The sequence below is a fragment of the Weissella tructae genome, from assembly GCF_000732905.1.
Lineage (GTDB): Bacteria > Bacillota > Bacilli > Lactobacillales > Lactobacillaceae > Weissella > Weissella tructae.
Map to the genome: position 1 here is coordinate 710,721 of NZ_CP007588.1, position 14,860 is coordinate 725,580.

Annotated in this window: 14 protein-coding genes; 4 read left to right on the plus strand and 10 right to left on the minus strand. The window is 39.7% G+C overall.

Going from position 1 to position 14,860, the window contains the following annotated elements; translation table 11 throughout:
* Window positions 1–6: 6 nt before the first annotated feature.
* The 3 genes from mvaD to fni are packed head-to-tail and all read left to right on the plus strand — an operon-like array spanning window position 7 to window position 3,115.
* Window positions 7–996: a diphosphomevalonate decarboxylase gene (mvaD, locus tag WS08_RS03455; RefSeq protein ID WP_009765273.1), complete on the plus strand. Its 990-nt coding sequence runs from the start codon at window positions 7–9 to the stop codon at window positions 994–996.
* The gene (locus WS08_RS03460) at window positions 993–2,057 is read left to right on the plus strand and encodes a phosphomevalonate kinase (protein ID WP_009765272.1); all 1,065 of its coding nucleotides are present in this window, start codon (window positions 993–995) and stop codon (window positions 2,055–2,057) included. Before mvaD ends, WS08_RS03460 begins: the two co-directional genes overlap by 4 nt.
* Window positions 2,057–3,115: a type 2 isopentenyl-diphosphate Delta-isomerase gene (fni, locus tag WS08_RS03465; protein ID WP_009765271.1), complete on the plus strand. Its 1,059-nt coding sequence runs from the start codon at window positions 2,057–2,059 to the stop codon at window positions 3,113–3,115. Before WS08_RS03460 ends, fni begins: the two co-directional genes overlap by 1 nt.
* Before the next feature lie 101 nt (window positions 3,116–3,216).
* Here the strand turns inward: fni and WS08_RS03470 are convergent, their stop codons facing one another.
* From WS08_RS03470 to WS08_RS03490, 6 genes are all read right to left on the minus strand, one after another.
* The gene (locus tag WS08_RS03470) at window positions 3,217–3,555 is read right to left on the minus strand and encodes a thioredoxin family protein (RefSeq protein WP_009765270.1); all 339 of its coding nucleotides are present in this window, start codon (window positions 3,553–3,555) and stop codon (window positions 3,217–3,219) included.
* A 114-nt stretch (window positions 3,556–3,669) separates the two neighbouring features.
* Window positions 3,670–4,626 carry a membrane protein insertase YidC gene (yidC, locus tag WS08_RS03475; RefSeq protein ID WP_009765269.1) on the minus strand — a complete coding sequence of 319 codons (957 nt, stop codon included), beginning with the start codon at window positions 4,624–4,626 and terminating at the stop codon, window positions 3,670–3,672.
* 71 nt (window positions 4,627–4,697) lie between these two features.
* A complete protein-coding gene (locus WS08_RS03480) occupies window positions 4,698–5,189 on the minus strand; it encodes a GNAT family N-acetyltransferase (RefSeq protein ID WP_009765268.1) in 492 nt (163 codons plus the stop codon).
* A 90-nt stretch (window positions 5,190–5,279) separates the two neighbouring features.
* Complete coding sequence (gene ndk / locus WS08_RS03485) at window positions 5,280–5,696, minus strand: nucleoside-diphosphate kinase (RefSeq protein ID WP_009765267.1); 417 nt, start codon at window positions 5,694–5,696, stop codon at window positions 5,280–5,282.
* A 137-nt stretch (window positions 5,697–5,833) separates the two neighbouring features.
* Window positions 5,834–6,010, minus strand: a complete 177-nt coding sequence (locus tag WS08_RS06925) for a hypothetical protein (RefSeq protein ID WP_157788569.1) — start codon at window positions 6,008–6,010, stop codon at window positions 5,834–5,836.
* A gap of 79 nt (window positions 6,011–6,089) precedes the next feature.
* Window positions 6,090–7,415 (minus strand): APC family permease, encoded by a 1,326-nt coding sequence (locus tag WS08_RS03490; protein ID WP_009765266.1) that lies wholly within the window; start codon window positions 7,413–7,415, stop codon window positions 6,090–6,092.
* A gap of 373 nt (window positions 7,416–7,788) precedes the next feature.
* Between WS08_RS03490 and WS08_RS03495 the strand changes: the two genes are divergently transcribed.
* The gene (locus WS08_RS03495) at window positions 7,789–8,376 is read left to right on the plus strand and encodes a DUF1361 domain-containing protein (RefSeq protein WP_241761923.1); all 588 of its coding nucleotides are present in this window, start codon (window positions 7,789–7,791) and stop codon (window positions 8,374–8,376) included.
* A 45-nt stretch (window positions 8,377–8,421) separates the two neighbouring features.
* Here the strand turns inward: WS08_RS03495 and WS08_RS03500 are convergent, their stop codons facing one another.
* The 4 genes from WS08_RS03500 to WS08_RS03515 all read right to left on the minus strand — a co-directional run bounded on the left by WS08_RS03500 (window position 8,422) and on the right by WS08_RS03515 (window position 14,510).
* Window positions 8,422–9,399, minus strand: a complete 978-nt coding sequence (locus WS08_RS03500; RefSeq protein WP_038528389.1) for a YeiH family protein — start codon at window positions 9,397–9,399, stop codon at window positions 8,422–8,424.
* Between the two features lie 197 nt (window positions 9,400–9,596).
* Window positions 9,597–11,450, minus strand: coding sequence for a hypothetical protein (locus tag WS08_RS03505; protein ID WP_009765263.1), 1,854 nt, complete (start codon window positions 11,448–11,450; stop codon window positions 9,597–9,599).
* A complete protein-coding gene (locus tag WS08_RS03510) occupies window positions 11,450–13,450 on the minus strand; it encodes a glycosyltransferase (protein WP_009765262.1) in 2,001 nt (666 codons plus the stop codon). Before WS08_RS03510 ends, WS08_RS03505 begins: the two co-directional genes overlap by 1 nt.
* Window positions 13,443–14,510, minus strand: a complete 1,068-nt coding sequence (locus tag WS08_RS03515) for a bifunctional glycosyltransferase family 2/GtrA family protein (protein WP_009765261.1) — start codon at window positions 14,508–14,510, stop codon at window positions 13,443–13,445. The genes WS08_RS03510 and WS08_RS03515 overlap by 8 nt, the downstream gene beginning before the upstream one ends.
* Window positions 14,511–14,860 lie beyond the last annotated feature (350 nt).

Consider the following 14,860-nt stretch of genomic DNA (forward strand, 5'->3'; position numbering starts at 1 on the left):
CCCCCAATGGAAACTTATACTGCTCGTGCCCATACAAACATTGCATTATTAAAGTATTGGGGTAAAGCCGATACAACTTACATGGTCCCCACAACCACATCTGTGTCATTGACCTTAGATGAATTCTACACAGATACAACCGTGATATTTGATGAAACATTAACAAGTGATATTGTTTTTTTGAATGAAGAACAATTAACTGATAAATTAGCGGCGAAGGTTATTCGTGTCTTGGATATTGTCCGTGAACAAGCTGGCATTACATCATTTGCCCGTGTTTCCTCAACCAATCATGTTCCGACAGCCGCTGGTCTAGCCTCTTCGGCTTCTGCATTCGCTGCCTTAGCCGGTGCTGCAAGCTATGCGGCTGGGTTAGAACCAAGTTTGGCGGATATTTCACGTCTTGCCCGTCGTGGATCAGGTTCTGCATCACGTTCTGTCTTTGGTGGTTTTGTTAAATGGGAACGCGGGACTGATGATTTAACGTCAGTTGCGGAACCAATCCAAGAAAAGATTGATTGGCCAATTCAATTAGTTACTGTTATTTTGAATGATCAACCTAAAGCCATTGATTCACGTTCGGGGATGCAACATGCACAAGCAACTTCCCCTTTCTATCAACAATGGGTTGATCGTACAAACGCACAAACAACAGCCATGATTGATGCCTTAGCAAATCATGACTTAGAAACCATTGGTGATATTGCGGAAGCAAATGCGCTTGAAATGCACGCAACAAACGCAACCGCGCAACCACCCTTCAACTACTTAACAGACAAATCCTGGTCTGTTTTATCAATTGTCCAAAATCTACGTCGTGAAGGAATCCCTGTCTATGCGACGATGGATGCCGGTCCGAATGTGAAGTTAATTTCTGACCCTAAAGATACTGATCGTATTCTTGCCGCCTTACACGCTTGGCAACCTGATGTCACTACTCAAGTAGCCACACCTGGACCAGGTATCCAGATTGAAAAAGGAAGCTCTATCTCATGATTATTGAAAAAGCACCTGGTAAATTATTTTTAGCCGGTGAATATGCAATTACAAACACTGGTCAAACGAGTATTCTCTTTGCGGTCGACCGTTATGTCACCGTCACATTAACACCGACAACTGATGAGATTGTGGCGCTAAGCAATGGTCTGTATGCAGATTACGCTTGTGCCGTTGATGACTTAAGCGATGTTGATTTGTCAACAGAATGGGCACTGTGCCTACGTACATGTCAAATCATGCAGGACATCTATACACAACACGATATCCCGTTTACTGGTTATCGTGTTGAAATTACCAGTGATTTAACGCAAAATAATCAAAAGCTAGGTTTAGGGTCTTCGGCAGCGCTTGTTGTCGCGCTCGTACGCGCCTTTTTAGCCGCAGCTGATATTGATATGCCTAACGATCGTTTGTTCAAGCTAGGTGTCCTGGTTACAGCTACAACCCCACCTTTCAACAGTGGATCAATGGGCGATATTGCAGCGGCTGTTTACGGTGGTACCATTCATTATCGTAAATTTGACGGTGCCTGGCTAAAAGAACAGCTTATGACCAACAGCCTCTTATCCCTATTGGACGTGGATTGGCCTGAAATGGCTATTACACCGCTTCAATTCCCAGAAAACTGGCAATTATTAGTTGGGTGGACTGGTCAACCGGCCAATACACAAGATATGCTGGCAGTGAATCAAGAATTCGCACGTATCTATCGTGAAAAATTAGCCTCTAAATCAACCCCGTTAGTTGATAAAATCGCTAAAGCAATTACAACGGCCGATTATTTACGTGTTGCCACCCTCTTACAATTGAACCAAGAAGCGCTAAAACGTTACGCCTCATTTATGCATCTTAATTATTTGACTGACCGTCTACATATGTTATTAGTTATTGCGCATAAATTTGGTGCGGCAGCTAAAATATCTGGTGCCGGTGGTGGTGATAATGGAATCGCAATTGTGAAAGATTCTGAGAAAGCTGAAAAAATTCGATGCGCTTGGCAAAAACATGATATTACACCCCTTGAACTTAACATTGCACCAGAAAGAGGTCATGATTAATGGATTCACAACACACACATCGTAAAGATGAACATTTAGCTTTGGCCGAAGCACTTTATCGCCAAAAGGCCCCTGTCTCATCATTAAATGGTATTCGTTTAATCCACCGTCCTTTACCTGAAACAACGGTGGATGCGGTTGATTTAAGTTGGCATGATGCCCACTTCAACTGGGATATGCCCTTTTACATTGAAGCGATGACTGGTGGTACACCTCGTACCAACGATATTAACGCACAATTGGCACATGCTGCGGCAGAAACTGGTCTGGCCATGGCTGTTGGTTCTGAAAGTATCGCCATTAAAGACCCTAGTAAGCAAGCCGGGTTTGAAGCATTGCGGGACATCAATCCTAATGGATTCATGATGGCCAATATTGGTGCTGGGAATACGTTAGATGCAGCTAAAAAAGCCGTTGAAATCTTAGATGCTAATGCCCTTGAATATCATGTCAACGTCGCACAAGAATTGATTATGCCTGAAGGTGATCGTCAATTTAAATGGCTTGATGATTTGGCTGATATTCGTGCAAATCTAAACGTTCCTGTTATCGTTAAAGAGGTTGGTTTTGGTTTTGATCAAACGACATTAGCTGAATTAGCTAAGATGGATATTAACTACGTATCATTAGGTGGTCGTGGTGGTACTAACTTCGCGCAAATCGAAGATCGTCGTAACCGTGTCAATCCAAACGAACATGCTTACTTAGCTGATTGGGGGCAAACAACGGCCGAATCATTGTTGGAAGCGCAAAATGTACCTACTACCCTAACAACATTTGCCACAGGTGGGATCCAAACACCACTTGATGTGTTGAAAGCGCAAGTATTAGGTGCCCGTACTGCTGGTGTAGCAGGTCACTTCTTACACATCTTAATGAACAATGACGTTGAAACATTAATTACCGAAATTAAGCTTTGGCAAACACACCTAGCCAAGTTATACGCGCTTGTCGGTGCCCAAAACTATGCTGACTTAGCGAAAGTTGATTTCGTATTAGATGTTGAATTAAAGAACTATGCAGAACAACGTCAATTATTACTACCACCTCGTCGTTAATCACGACATTCTTGGTAGATAGCAGATAATGACAAAACAAAAAGACGACCAACATGTCCACATGTTGGTCGTCTTTTACTTATCATTGTTGTAAAAATATCTTATCCTAGCTTTTCAGTTAGCCAAGCTTCAATATCTAATGGTGACAAACGTTCTCCATTACCCAAATGGTCAACTTGTTGTCCATTTTCAAAGATCACAAATGCTGGAATACCACGCAAGTTTTGCGCAACTGCTACATCCATGTTTTCATCACGGTCAGCGTCAATCCAATTCACGTTTTGTGCTTCAACTTGATCACGGAACTTTTGGACAAATGGCTTAATCACTTTACAGTCACCACACCATGCGGCTTGCAAGAACATAAGGGTCTTTCCATCACCATTAATGGCTGTTTCTAATTCTTCATTTGTGTGCGCTGTTGGTTCATAAAAATTCATACATCTATCCTCCATTACTATTTTTAACTATTATAATCTTTTTATAACGAGTTTGACAACAGTTTTACTTATTTTAAGTAAGAAAAAAGACCTTCCGGAGAAGGTCTTTCCTAATTAGCTTAGGTCTTGATTCTTTTGGTTACGTTCACGATTTGCTTGACGCATATCTTTTTCAGTTGCTTCGTTTGTAATGTCTTTAGGTCCTTCTTGTGCTTGAGTCGCTTGTTGTTCTTGCGCCTTCTTCATTGCACTGGCGAATGCCCCTGTTTCTTCCATTTCAATACGTCCAGCCAATGCATCGTCGACAACATCATTGACAACAAATGAGTTTGCGACAGTCGCACGGATACGTGGACGCCAAACAACAATAATAATTGTTTGCACAATCATAACCAATGCCCCCACCAAGAAGTACAAGGCAATACCGGCGTTAGTTACCCAAGTCATAAAGAACATCATAACAGGCATAATGTACATCATTGTACGCATTGTCTTCTTTTGTTCTTCTGGAATACCGATCATTGATAGGTATGCTTGGATCATATAAATCACACCAGTCGCAATCGCTAGCAATGGGCTTTGTTCTGACAAAGAAATCCCAAAGAATGAGGCGTGTGCCAATTCCTTTGATGTACGAATCGCATCATACAATCCAATAAAGATTGGCCATTGAATAATCAATGTTGTGAAGTTCATCCCACCAAACATTGATACACCGTTCTTTTGGTAAACAGCCATCATCGCTTGAGATGCTTGCATCTTTTCTTCTTGCGTTGTTGCGTTCTTTTGCGCTTCTTGCACCTTCGTTAGTTGCGGTTGTAGCAAGCGCATCTTTTCTTGTTGCACAGTAGCTGCATGTTGTTGTTGAATCATCATTGGCATCAAGAATAGACGCACAACGACAGTCAACATCACAATTGACCAACCAACAGCATTAGGCCCACCAATCGTGTGTTCTGCCCATTGCATAAAGTTTGTCAAAGGTCCTTGTAGGAAACCAATGTTTCCTGTGATTAATAGTACTAGCAATACTAGCAACAAAATCGGTGTTAAACTGCGTTTCTTCTTCATTTCTTTCGTTTCCCTACCTTACGAGATCTTATTATTCATTAATGCTATCTATTATAGCACAGCTCATTCGCCTAAATACCAAATTCTGGCGCGTATACTAAGGTCCCAGCGTCCACTGGGCCAAATGCTTTCAGATGGAAATATTCACTTGGAATATCCATTGGTGGCACAACCTTCATATCCGCAGCTGGTACATAGCCAAATTGCGTGTAGTAGGCATCCCCCAAGATGCTGATGAATGCATAGTCGTTATCTACAGCAATTTCATCTAGCGCATCCATTAACGTTGATCCAATTCCTTCATTTTGGTGGGCTGTGTGTACACTTAATGGTGCTAATACAAGTCCCTTAGTCTTACCAATCGTTGCTTCACTTAATAAAGCATGACCCAAGACAACATCGCCATCAACGGCAGCTAATTCAATTGTGGGTGTTTCACTTTGACGCAACGCGACTGTTAATTCAGCCTCACCTTCGTAGCCGTGTGATGATTTCGTAAAAGCATCTCGCACAAGCGTGTCGATGTCATCAAACATCTGATCTGTTACTAACTTAATTTCCATATACCCAATACTCCTAATCGTAATGATAGAACAATATTACCTGAGTAGACTTTCATTGACCATAAAAAAAAGCCCGAAGGCTTCTAATTATTAATGGAACCAAATGCCAATTTCACGTGCTGCCGTTTCAGGACTATCTGAACTATGCACGACATTACGTAAGATACCGTCAGGCCAATCACGCCCGAAGTCTCCTCGGATTGTTCCAAATGCAGCTTCGTCTGGATTTGTATTTCCAGCCATCTTACGAAATACTGGAATCACATTGGTTCCACTAGCCACAATCGCCACGATTGGCCCTTCTTGCATATATTGTGTAATTTCACCAAAGTAAGGCTTATCAACCTTGTCATGATAATGTTGCTTCAAGATATCGTCAGTTGCCTTAGTAACCTTTAGTTGGTCAATACGGTATCCCTTATGTTCCAAACGCGAAATAATTTCCCCAATATGCCCTTGGCTCACCCCATCAGGCTTAACTAAGATCAATGTGCTTTGCTCTGCCATAACTACACCTCTTTTCATTTATACATTTAATTATATCAGATAAAGTGAATAATATAACAATTACACAGAAAACGCTTTCTTAATATATAAAAAAATAGTTCGTCTTACCTTGATTGATAAGACGAACTATCTTTTGATTACTTAAACTTTGATGTGACGTCGTTTGCAACGTTAGTTGCTGTGTCCTTCGCCTTGTTCATCAAGTCCCCAGCCATGTTTTCCAAGTCGGCCTTCTTGTCAGTCATCACGTCGTTTGCAACGTTCTTCGCTGTATCTGTGATTTGGTCCTTCATTCCGTTAAAATCAAATGCCATAATAATTCTCCCTTTTGTATATACACTATCTGTTACATATACAATTTTAAATCATTTGAAAGGGATAGTAAATATTTAATTATTTATTTGCCATTTTTGTGTAATAGAAATAAATAGGTAATCCAGCAAGTACCAACCCAATTGACACTAATGCAGAAATTGGATCGTTGATTAGTGTACTGAACAAAACATAAGTTGCTCCCAATCCTGCTAAAATTGGAATCACTGGATACAACGGTACTAGGAAGATGTTTTCACGACGAGCAATCCCCGCCGCCTTATCCGCACGACGTAAACGAATTAAGCCATAAAAGGCCATTAGGTAGAACATCCAGATAATAAACATACATGCATTTGATAGCCAATCAGCTGATGCTGAGAATTGCAATGCAGCTCCCAAAGTAGCTAATGTTAGGATTGCACCAGCTGGTTCTTGTGCACGATTGATGTACATCATAAACTTTGGCATCATACCATCTTCTGCCATTGCATAGATAGAACGTGGTAAAGCCATCATCTTACCATTTAATGTTCCCGCAATAGAAATCAAAATGGCCAATGATAGTAGACGTCCACCTAAATCACCAAACGCCGTTGTGACAACACCAAATGTTGCGTTGTCCCCTAAGGCAATAATTTCATTCGCTGGCATACTTTGCATTACACCGTATGTAATTCCAACGTATGCCACAATAACAATGATAAGTCCGTAAATGATTGAACGTGGAATGTTCTTGATTGGGTCCTTTAGTTCTCCACCCAAACTTGTTAACGTTGCCCAACCATCATAGGCATACAATGTGGCTAGAATCGCCATTCCAAATCCACCACCTGGTGTCGCAACAATTGTGTCTAGTGTTTGCCCTAAAGCATTAACATTTCCAAAGAAAAGTCCGAAGACAATAATCGCAATGATAGGCAATAACTTGATTGATGTTGTCGCCACAGCAAAGGCTGCTGGGACACGATTATCTAACAAGTTAATTCCTGTGATAAAGATAATAGATAACAATCCGATCCACTTAGCCCATTCACTTGGTAAGTAGAAGAAATTCGTAATCAAGATTGCAAAGTATGCTGATAATGAGGCAACAATTGCTGGTCCATACAAGAATGATTGTCCCCAACCACTCAAAAATCCAGCTGCTGGTCCAAACACCTTATGAATATAGACGTACAACCCACCAGTTGATGGAATACGTGACCCTAGTTCAGAAATCGTTAGTCCTGCCATTAATGTAATTAATCCACCAAACAACCATGCCAAGAGTGCGCCAGTTGTTGATCCTGTGATACTTAGGACTTGTGCCTGTTTAAAAAAGATTCCTGATCCAATAATTGTTCCAACAACAATTGAAATCCCCGTAGTTAGACCCATTGATCGCTGCAAATGTTTACCTGCCATGCATATACCCCCTAAAAAATATGAAAAAAAGCCCATCACTCCGTATAGTTGTCGAGTGTTGGGCTTTGTGATTTACAAATTACGTTTACCTACGCAAAAATCCTCACCCAATTAAGAACTGGTAGAGGTGGTAGAGAAACGACGATTCAATTGTTGTGCGTGATAATACATAGGCTCTACCTCTGCTTTCGGTTATGATAATTAGAAGATTATCATTTTCAGGACGTATATGCAACAGTTTTCTAATTTATTCTGTGATTTTAACTGTCGTTTAACGTGTTCTTGTTATATTAAGTCACATCAATCCTAAATACTGAGGTTTCTTATGAAAAAGTACATACTCACCATTCATGCATTAGTTGCATTTTTTGTGATGACCATTCTTCTACTCCCCACTCACTTCACATTTCTTGCATGGAATGTCTTCTTAGCCCTAATTCCCTTTGATTTATCATTAGTCATATATGCATTAAACCCAAAATATAAATGGTTAAGCTTACCTATACTATTTATCTGGCTCATTTTTTACCCGAATACAATTTATATGATTACAGATTTTGCACATTTATCTGCAATTGGTACTGATTTATTCACAACAACCCAAATTTTGAATTATAGTTTACTAGCGACCGGTATTTTCTTGGGCGTTTCCATGGGACTTGCGTCTGCACGTTTAATTCTGAACACATTTTTTAATCATTCATCTCAGCTAACGAAATTGCTTGTGTTCACCGGATTATCAACCCTATCTTCATACGCGATTTACATTGGTCGTTATTTACGCCTCAATAGCTGGGATCTCTTGCTTGATTTCCAAACCGTCTTAGTACAAATGCACGAAGCATTCACCTCTCATGCGGTCGTTTTCATTTTTATCTTTACAGCCTTACAAGTCTTCTTAATGCTTGTCTTCGCTGCCTTCAACCCAAATCAACTAAAAAACGAGCAAACATCTGAATAAGATGCTTGCTCGTTTTTGCTATGACATTCACTTTTGATAGAAAGATTAGTAAATCAAGTAAATTAATGCCAAAGCCATTGCGATTTGGAAGATGATTGTCAATAGACCATATCCTAGGAACTTTGTTCCGGCCTTCTTGATTGTCAACCACTTCAAATTCAAACCAATTCCGGCCAAGTTCACAACACCGAAGAATCCAGTGATGCTCTTACTTACATGAATGGCGTTTTCTGGTAAGTGTAGGAATGTGTTAATCATAACACCGATAAAGAACACAATAACGAACCAAGGCACACCAATCTTTGATTGTGTTGCCACTGATTCCCCTTCTGCACTGTTCTTATTAACAGCACGGGCCATGTAAATCACAACAACTGACAACAAGATAACACGTAGCATCTTGAATAGTGTTGCGTATGTAACAACTTCTGGGTTGATCAGACTAGCTGTTCCAACCACTTGACCAACAGATTGAACGGTTCCCCCGACCAAGGCTCCCATCAAGACATCATTGTCTCCTAAGAACATTGGCGCAATCATTGGCAAAACTAGCAACAAGATAGTTCCTGAAATAGATACCACGGCTACGGCAGTACGACGATCATCGTCATGCGCCTTAATCGCTGGTGCAATTGATGCAATCGCACTTGATCCACAGACAGCATTACCACCGGCCATCATCGCTGCTGTACGAATATCAACGTTGAATACTTTCACACCCAACCACATGACAAACTTAATCGTTGCCCACATTAGTAGTAGTGTGAAGATAATTCCTTGCCAACCAAGTGAGAAAATTGTCTTGAATGTTAATGAGAACCCCAAGACAGCAATTCCAACTTCAATTGGGTACTTTTCTGACCATTTAACCCCAGAGTTCCAACGTTCACCCGTTAGAACCAAGTTTCCAACAATCAAACCCAAAAACATGGCCATTGTTTCACTTCCAAGCATTGGCAAGAACCGCCCTAATTGTTCTGCCACAATCGCGACAGTGAACGTTAGAATAATTCCCGCCCACATATTGCGGTTAATTTTAAACACGATACACACGACCTTTCTATAATTCCAAATGTTGTAAATCTTATCTATTGTATCATATCTAAATAAATTGCTAGTCTTTTCTACCACAAATGCAATCTAGACCACTGATAATTTTCCTTTTAAATCAATAAAACCTCAATTGATATGATATCAATTGAGGTTTCTGATGAGATTATTTACACTGCCATATGATCAACACGGACAAGTTTATCTGATTGTACTTGATACAATCCTGGTGTCAATTCTTGATTGTACACCTTTTTAGTCAACTTCTCGTACGTTTCATGTCCTTCGAGCAATAAGACATAATCATAGTCGGCATTATGTTTCTTAAAGTCTTCTGGTGAATAATCAAACGCTTCTTGTGCGTCAACATTCGGTGAAAAGAAATAGTACTTCCCTACGAATCCAGCATAATAAGACGTCACTTCTTCACTAACAGCGTCAACTAACAAGACATGCTTATCGTTATACGTGAATTCTTCAGGCGTTACCTTATCAATCCACACCGGTAAACTCTTTGCGTTCAAACGTTCATTAAATTGAATCTTACCCAACTCAGCATTAACACCGATAATCGCAAAGAACCACAGCATAAATGCTGTTCGTTGATAGAGACGCTTATTCTTTAACACACGGAATGATTTTAGATCTCGCTTGTCATAGTTACGTTCATGTAGATTATCATCCAAAGTACGTACCAACATACCCGCCGCTAAGAATAACAACAGGATAACGATCGTTGATAGATAACGTTCGTATCCGGCTAGTACTATCGCTTCATCATACGGCATTGATACTAGGTACATCGCAAAGATACTGATGCAGTACAACACAAAGATGAAGTCTAATAGTACTAACTGCTTCAATAAGATTGACGGACGTCCCTTGTACAACAAAATAAACCAAGTTGTAAACATCACCACATTAATACCCAACATGACGAGCGTTGATAATGATGACCATTGTAACGATGCATCTAACATACGTTGTGCAATATCACGCATGTAGTCAAGCCCTTCAGCGTTCAATTGACCGCTGAATGCTGCAGCATCTAATTGATGCTTTGAGCTGGTAAATGTACTTTTAACGTGATTTAACCAAACGACAAATGGTACCACACTCACTGCACTAACCATGAACCAACGGAAGATCAAGCGTAAGCGATGTTTAATTGACTTACTTTGATCCGCTGGGTAAACAAATGATGCCACTAGGTAGTTAATCAAAATCAAGGCTACAAAGAAGGCTCCTGAGTTTTTAATCAACAATAAGTTCGCACTTGCTAAGAACACATGACTTGCTTGTAACCATGGTTGATCACGATAGACATATACCCCTAACAATCCTGCCAACGTAACGGCAGCAAGAACATAATCTACCAACAAGTTATTAAAGCCGATTTCAACATTAGCGAGCATACTGATCGCAATAACAAAACACAAGATTCCAGAGAAGAGCACTCGCTTTTGGTCTTTCAAACATTCGAAAATACTAAAGACAGCAGCCCAAATGTAGATAAATTGTGCAAGCAACATGTTCCCTTCGCTAAAGCCAATCAAGTTAACAATGTAGTTATTGAACAAGGCATTCCCAATTGGGTATGAGCTAAATGAAATCAGCGCATCACTGGCACCTGGAATACGTTGTTCAAAATACATGAATTTCACAATTGTTGCCCAATGTGAATAATTATCGTAATGCACCAAACTGACTTGCTGTAGCGTTACTCCTAACAGAATCCCTGCTAAAATCATCCAAACGTCAAAGACGTGAACATGCAATCCACCACTACTAATCTTATTTAAAGCACGTAAGATTAAATGACGTAAAAATAATACAATTCCTATTCCTGTGACAACATATATCCCGGTTTGGACATATCCAAGCATGGCAAACAGGTACAAAATTAATGTCATGACCCAGAAGCTGGTGATCCAACCTAAGTAGGCTGCAACACCCCATTCACGTAATTTAAAGAAGTACCCCATCACAACAACGACAAACAAAAGTAGGCCGAATAAATTCATTATGATTGACCTCGTTTCTTATCAGTAACCATTTTATTATTATAGCTACGCATGAAGTTTTCTGATCGATTTGCCAAGTTAATGTATAGCCCATCTAACGGCGTAATCCATTCATCTTGTTCTTCTGGCAAAACCAAATTATAACCATCATAGATAATCTGTAGATAAATATCTTCTGATTCGTGATCAATTGGTCCTTCCGTCAGTTCAACTGCGTATTGGTGCTGTTCATCAACATCAATTACACGTACAATACGCCCCTTTAATCGGGCAACTTGTCGCTTATAAACTAATTCCAAACAAATTTCTTGGTCATCACTGGCAACCAACATTTCGTTTTTAGGCGTAATGAACAGCAAACCTTGTTCTGATACATTGATTGTTTCCATCGCATAGTCTGTCCCAGCGACACTAACCATTCCCGCATATTGACGGTCAAAACGTTCGTATTCACGATACACTGGTCGCCCACTCGCTAGGAAGATACAAAATGTCACATTAATTAAGTGCATAACTAGCCAGAAAGTCACAATACTTCCCATCAAAATTTCAGTTCCAAATTTTCCATAGTTAAAGTGAATGATAGACGCGACAAGTAGGAACCATGTAATGACAAACGGCACCATGTATAAACGGTCACGCCAACCAAACTTACTATCTTTGTCCGTCACCTTAAACTTCTTTTGCTTGATTCCTAATGCTTGTAGCAAAACTGGTAACACGAGGAATGGCGCAAAAAATGTTTCTTGAATTTCACCCCAGCGTTCGTCACGAATACTACTTGCTGTGTCACCCAAGACCCAATGCAGTAAGAAATACCCTGGTGCCCAAAAAATTAGCAACAACCACAAATTCGCAATCACGACAGGTTGATCAAACAAGGCAAACACAATCGGCGCGGCGATAAACATAATACGACGTGAGAATGACCACCAGTATAAGTAACTGTTAATCAAAATCAAACGATTATTGAAGCTCAACTTACGATTCCAAAAAATACGCATGTTACGTGATGATTGAATCACCCCGCGGGCCCAACGCACACGTTGCTTAATCACACCCTTAACATCCACTGGTGAAATACCACTTGCTTGTGGTACACGTGTTGAATAACTCGTGTAACCAGCCATGTTGATACGACCACCTAATTCAAAATCTTCAGTCAATGTGTCCACCGGAAAACCACCAGCGTCGTCAATTGCTTGACGTAGAAAGACCGTGTTTGAACCAGTAAAGATAGCCGCCCCATTCATACTGTTCAAGACATTAATATCGCGAGAAAAGTAATCTTGTTCATTTGGCACTGATTTCTCAGAAAATAGATTAAATTGAAAAATGTCCGCATTGTAGAAACTTTGCGGTGTTTGGATGAAGCCCAATGGTTCTTCTTCAGGCTCTTCCTTGGCTTGGTCCGCCAAATTATGCATAAAAATAGGCACTGTTGCATCTAAGAAGCTAGAATACGGAATCATATCTGCATCAAAAATCGCGACCAATGGTGAGTTCACTAAAGTTAACGCGTGATTGATATTTCCAGACTTGGCCTCTTTGTTACCAGACAAACCAATATAACGACCACCGTATTCGGCTGTTAAAGCCGCTACTTCTGGTCGATTACCATCATCCGCAACCACCAAATGAACTTTACTTTTGTCTGGATATTCAATGTACTTAATTGCATTAAATGTCTTGCGTAACAAGGCTGGATCTTCATCATGTGTGGCCACGATCATATCAATATCTGGTACCGGCACACCTGGCAAATAATCTTGATCTTCAAGATTGTTAGAAATTTTCTTCTTGGTCACACGTAAACGGAAATAAATAACGATATACGCCGTAATATTAGAAATGATTTCAGAGAACACCAATAGAATGGCAAAAATCAAAATCCAAATTGAACCATGCCATGGCAATGTATAAAACACACGCCAAATTAGATACAAAACACTTAATAGGAAAGCTAATACATAGGCGACTTTTTTCGTTCGACTAATCATTTGACGCTCCCTTAAAAATTAAACGCTTTTGCACTTGGTAACTCACAATGAACAACAACGCATCGGCTAGGATCTTCGCGATAACCGCAGTTAGTGTCGTCTCAGCTCCTGCAAAGACTTGTGTAATCATGTATGTTAATTCACCTGCTAGGTACATTTGCACCACAACAAGGGTAAAATATTTCACCAATGTATGATTACCCGCTTTATTGAATACTAAACGACGGTTCACACTGTAATTCATGATACTTGATAGAATACGCGCAATAACAACCGCCCACAAAATATGTTCGCGTGTTTGTGTACCAAAAATCATCATCAAGATTGTAAACACACCTAAATCAACTAAGAAAGACGTGATACTTGATGCCGCAAACTTAAAAAATTGTGCATAGATTGATAATGAATCTTGCACAACTCTAAAATTAGACCCCACATTATCATTCAAATAAATGGTTTCAATGGGAACTTCTGTCATTTCGACACCATATTCTTGACTATCTAACAACATCTTAAATTCAAATTCAAAATGGTTTTCAGGAAATGCTAACAAAGGTGCAAAATACTTCTTTGGAATCACACGCAGCCCAGTTTGTGTATCTGATACCCCATGGCCTGTGAATGTACTAAACAACCAACTCGTTAGAATGTTTCCAAAGCGACTACGCAATGGCACATCAGGATCAAATTGACGTACACCAAGCACTAGATTTTCACCAGTGAATGCGTCAATACTACGACGAACATCTGGAATAGCATGTTGTCCATCAGCGTCCAACGTTGCCACACCTTGAATTTCGGGTAATGACTCTTGAAAATACGCCAATCCTGTTTTTAGGGCTGCTCCCTTGCCGGCATTTTCAGCATGCACTAGCAATGTCATCTTAGCCCCATACAATTTCGTCAATTCATTAAATATGTATTGGTGATCTTCATTACTACCATCGTCTACCACCACAACGGTTTGATTCAACACTGAATCATTCATAATTTCCTTCATAACCATCAAAAATTGTTCATCCGGGTTATAAGCGGGAATTAGTATACCTATGTTTTCCATTCATTCTACCTCTCATACTTATGTATTTTATCTAGCCCATACTATTACACATCTACTTACAATAACATAGTTGGTTTGATCATTCAAAATTTAATAAATATATTTTAATATAGCAGTGATTCTTTTTCATGATAGTTTTTTAAATAATAAAATCACAACCCTATTAGCCATCTAAAAAGCGTCCTTTTAGTACCGAAATATACATGTATACCAAAATACACATATTTGTAAGAAACGCTATAAAACACGTTTATCAACATATGCACCAATCCACTTATCTTTAGTTATCAATTAATTCTGAGTCATCTGTTTATTTTTTTATCAATTCATAAAAAATAACGCACAAAATT

What these genes read in the sequence shown, in the direction of transcription:
- WS08_RS03470 (WP_009765270.1), bottom strand. Translation starts at nt 3,555, where the DNA reads ATGAATTTTTATGAACCAACAGCGCACACAAATGAAGAATTAGAAACA.
- fni (WP_009765271.1), top strand. Translation starts at nt 2,057, where the DNA reads ATGGATTCACAACACACACATCGTAAAGATGAACATTTAGCTTTGGCC.
- yidC (WP_009765269.1), bottom strand. Translation starts at nt 4,626, where the DNA reads ATGAAGAAGAAACGCAGTTTAACACCGATTTTGTTGCTAGTATTGCTA.
- WS08_RS03460 (WP_009765272.1), top strand. Translation starts at nt 993, where the DNA reads ATGATTATTGAAAAAGCACCTGGTAAATTATTTTTAGCCGGTGAATAT.
- WS08_RS03495 (WP_241761923.1), top strand. Translation starts at nt 7,789, where the DNA reads ATGACCATTCTTCTACTCCCCACTCACTTCACATTTCTTGCATGGAAT.
- WS08_RS03515 (WP_009765261.1), bottom strand. Translation starts at nt 14,510, where the DNA reads ATGGAAAACATAGGTATACTAATTCCCGCTTATAACCCGGATGAACAA.
- WS08_RS03505 (WP_009765263.1), bottom strand. Translation starts at nt 11,450, where the DNA reads ATGAATTTATTCGGCCTACTTTTGTTTGTCGTTGTTGTGATGGGGTAC.
- mvaD (WP_009765273.1), top strand. Translation starts at nt 7, where the DNA reads ATGGAAACTTATACTGCTCGTGCCCATACAAACATTGCATTATTAAAG.
- WS08_RS03480 (WP_009765268.1), bottom strand. Translation starts at nt 5,189, where the DNA reads ATGGAAATTAAGTTAGTAACAGATCAGATGTTTGATGACATCGACACG.
- ndk (WP_009765267.1), bottom strand. Translation starts at nt 5,696, where the DNA reads ATGGCAGAGCAAAGCACATTGATCTTAGTTAAGCCTGATGGGGTGAGC.
- WS08_RS06925 (WP_157788569.1), bottom strand. Translation starts at nt 6,010, where the DNA reads ATGGCATTTGATTTTAACGGAATGAAGGACCAAATCACAGATACAGCG.
- WS08_RS03500 (WP_038528389.1), bottom strand. Translation starts at nt 9,399, where the DNA reads ATGTGGGCGGGAATTATTCTAACGTTCACTGTCGCGATTGTGGCAGAA.
- WS08_RS03490 (WP_009765266.1), bottom strand. Translation starts at nt 7,415, where the DNA reads ATGGCAGGTAAACATTTGCAGCGATCAATGGGTCTAACTACGGGGATT.
- WS08_RS03510 (WP_009765262.1), bottom strand. Translation starts at nt 13,450, where the DNA reads ATGATTAGTCGAACGAAAAAAGTCGCCTATGTATTAGCTTTCCTATTA.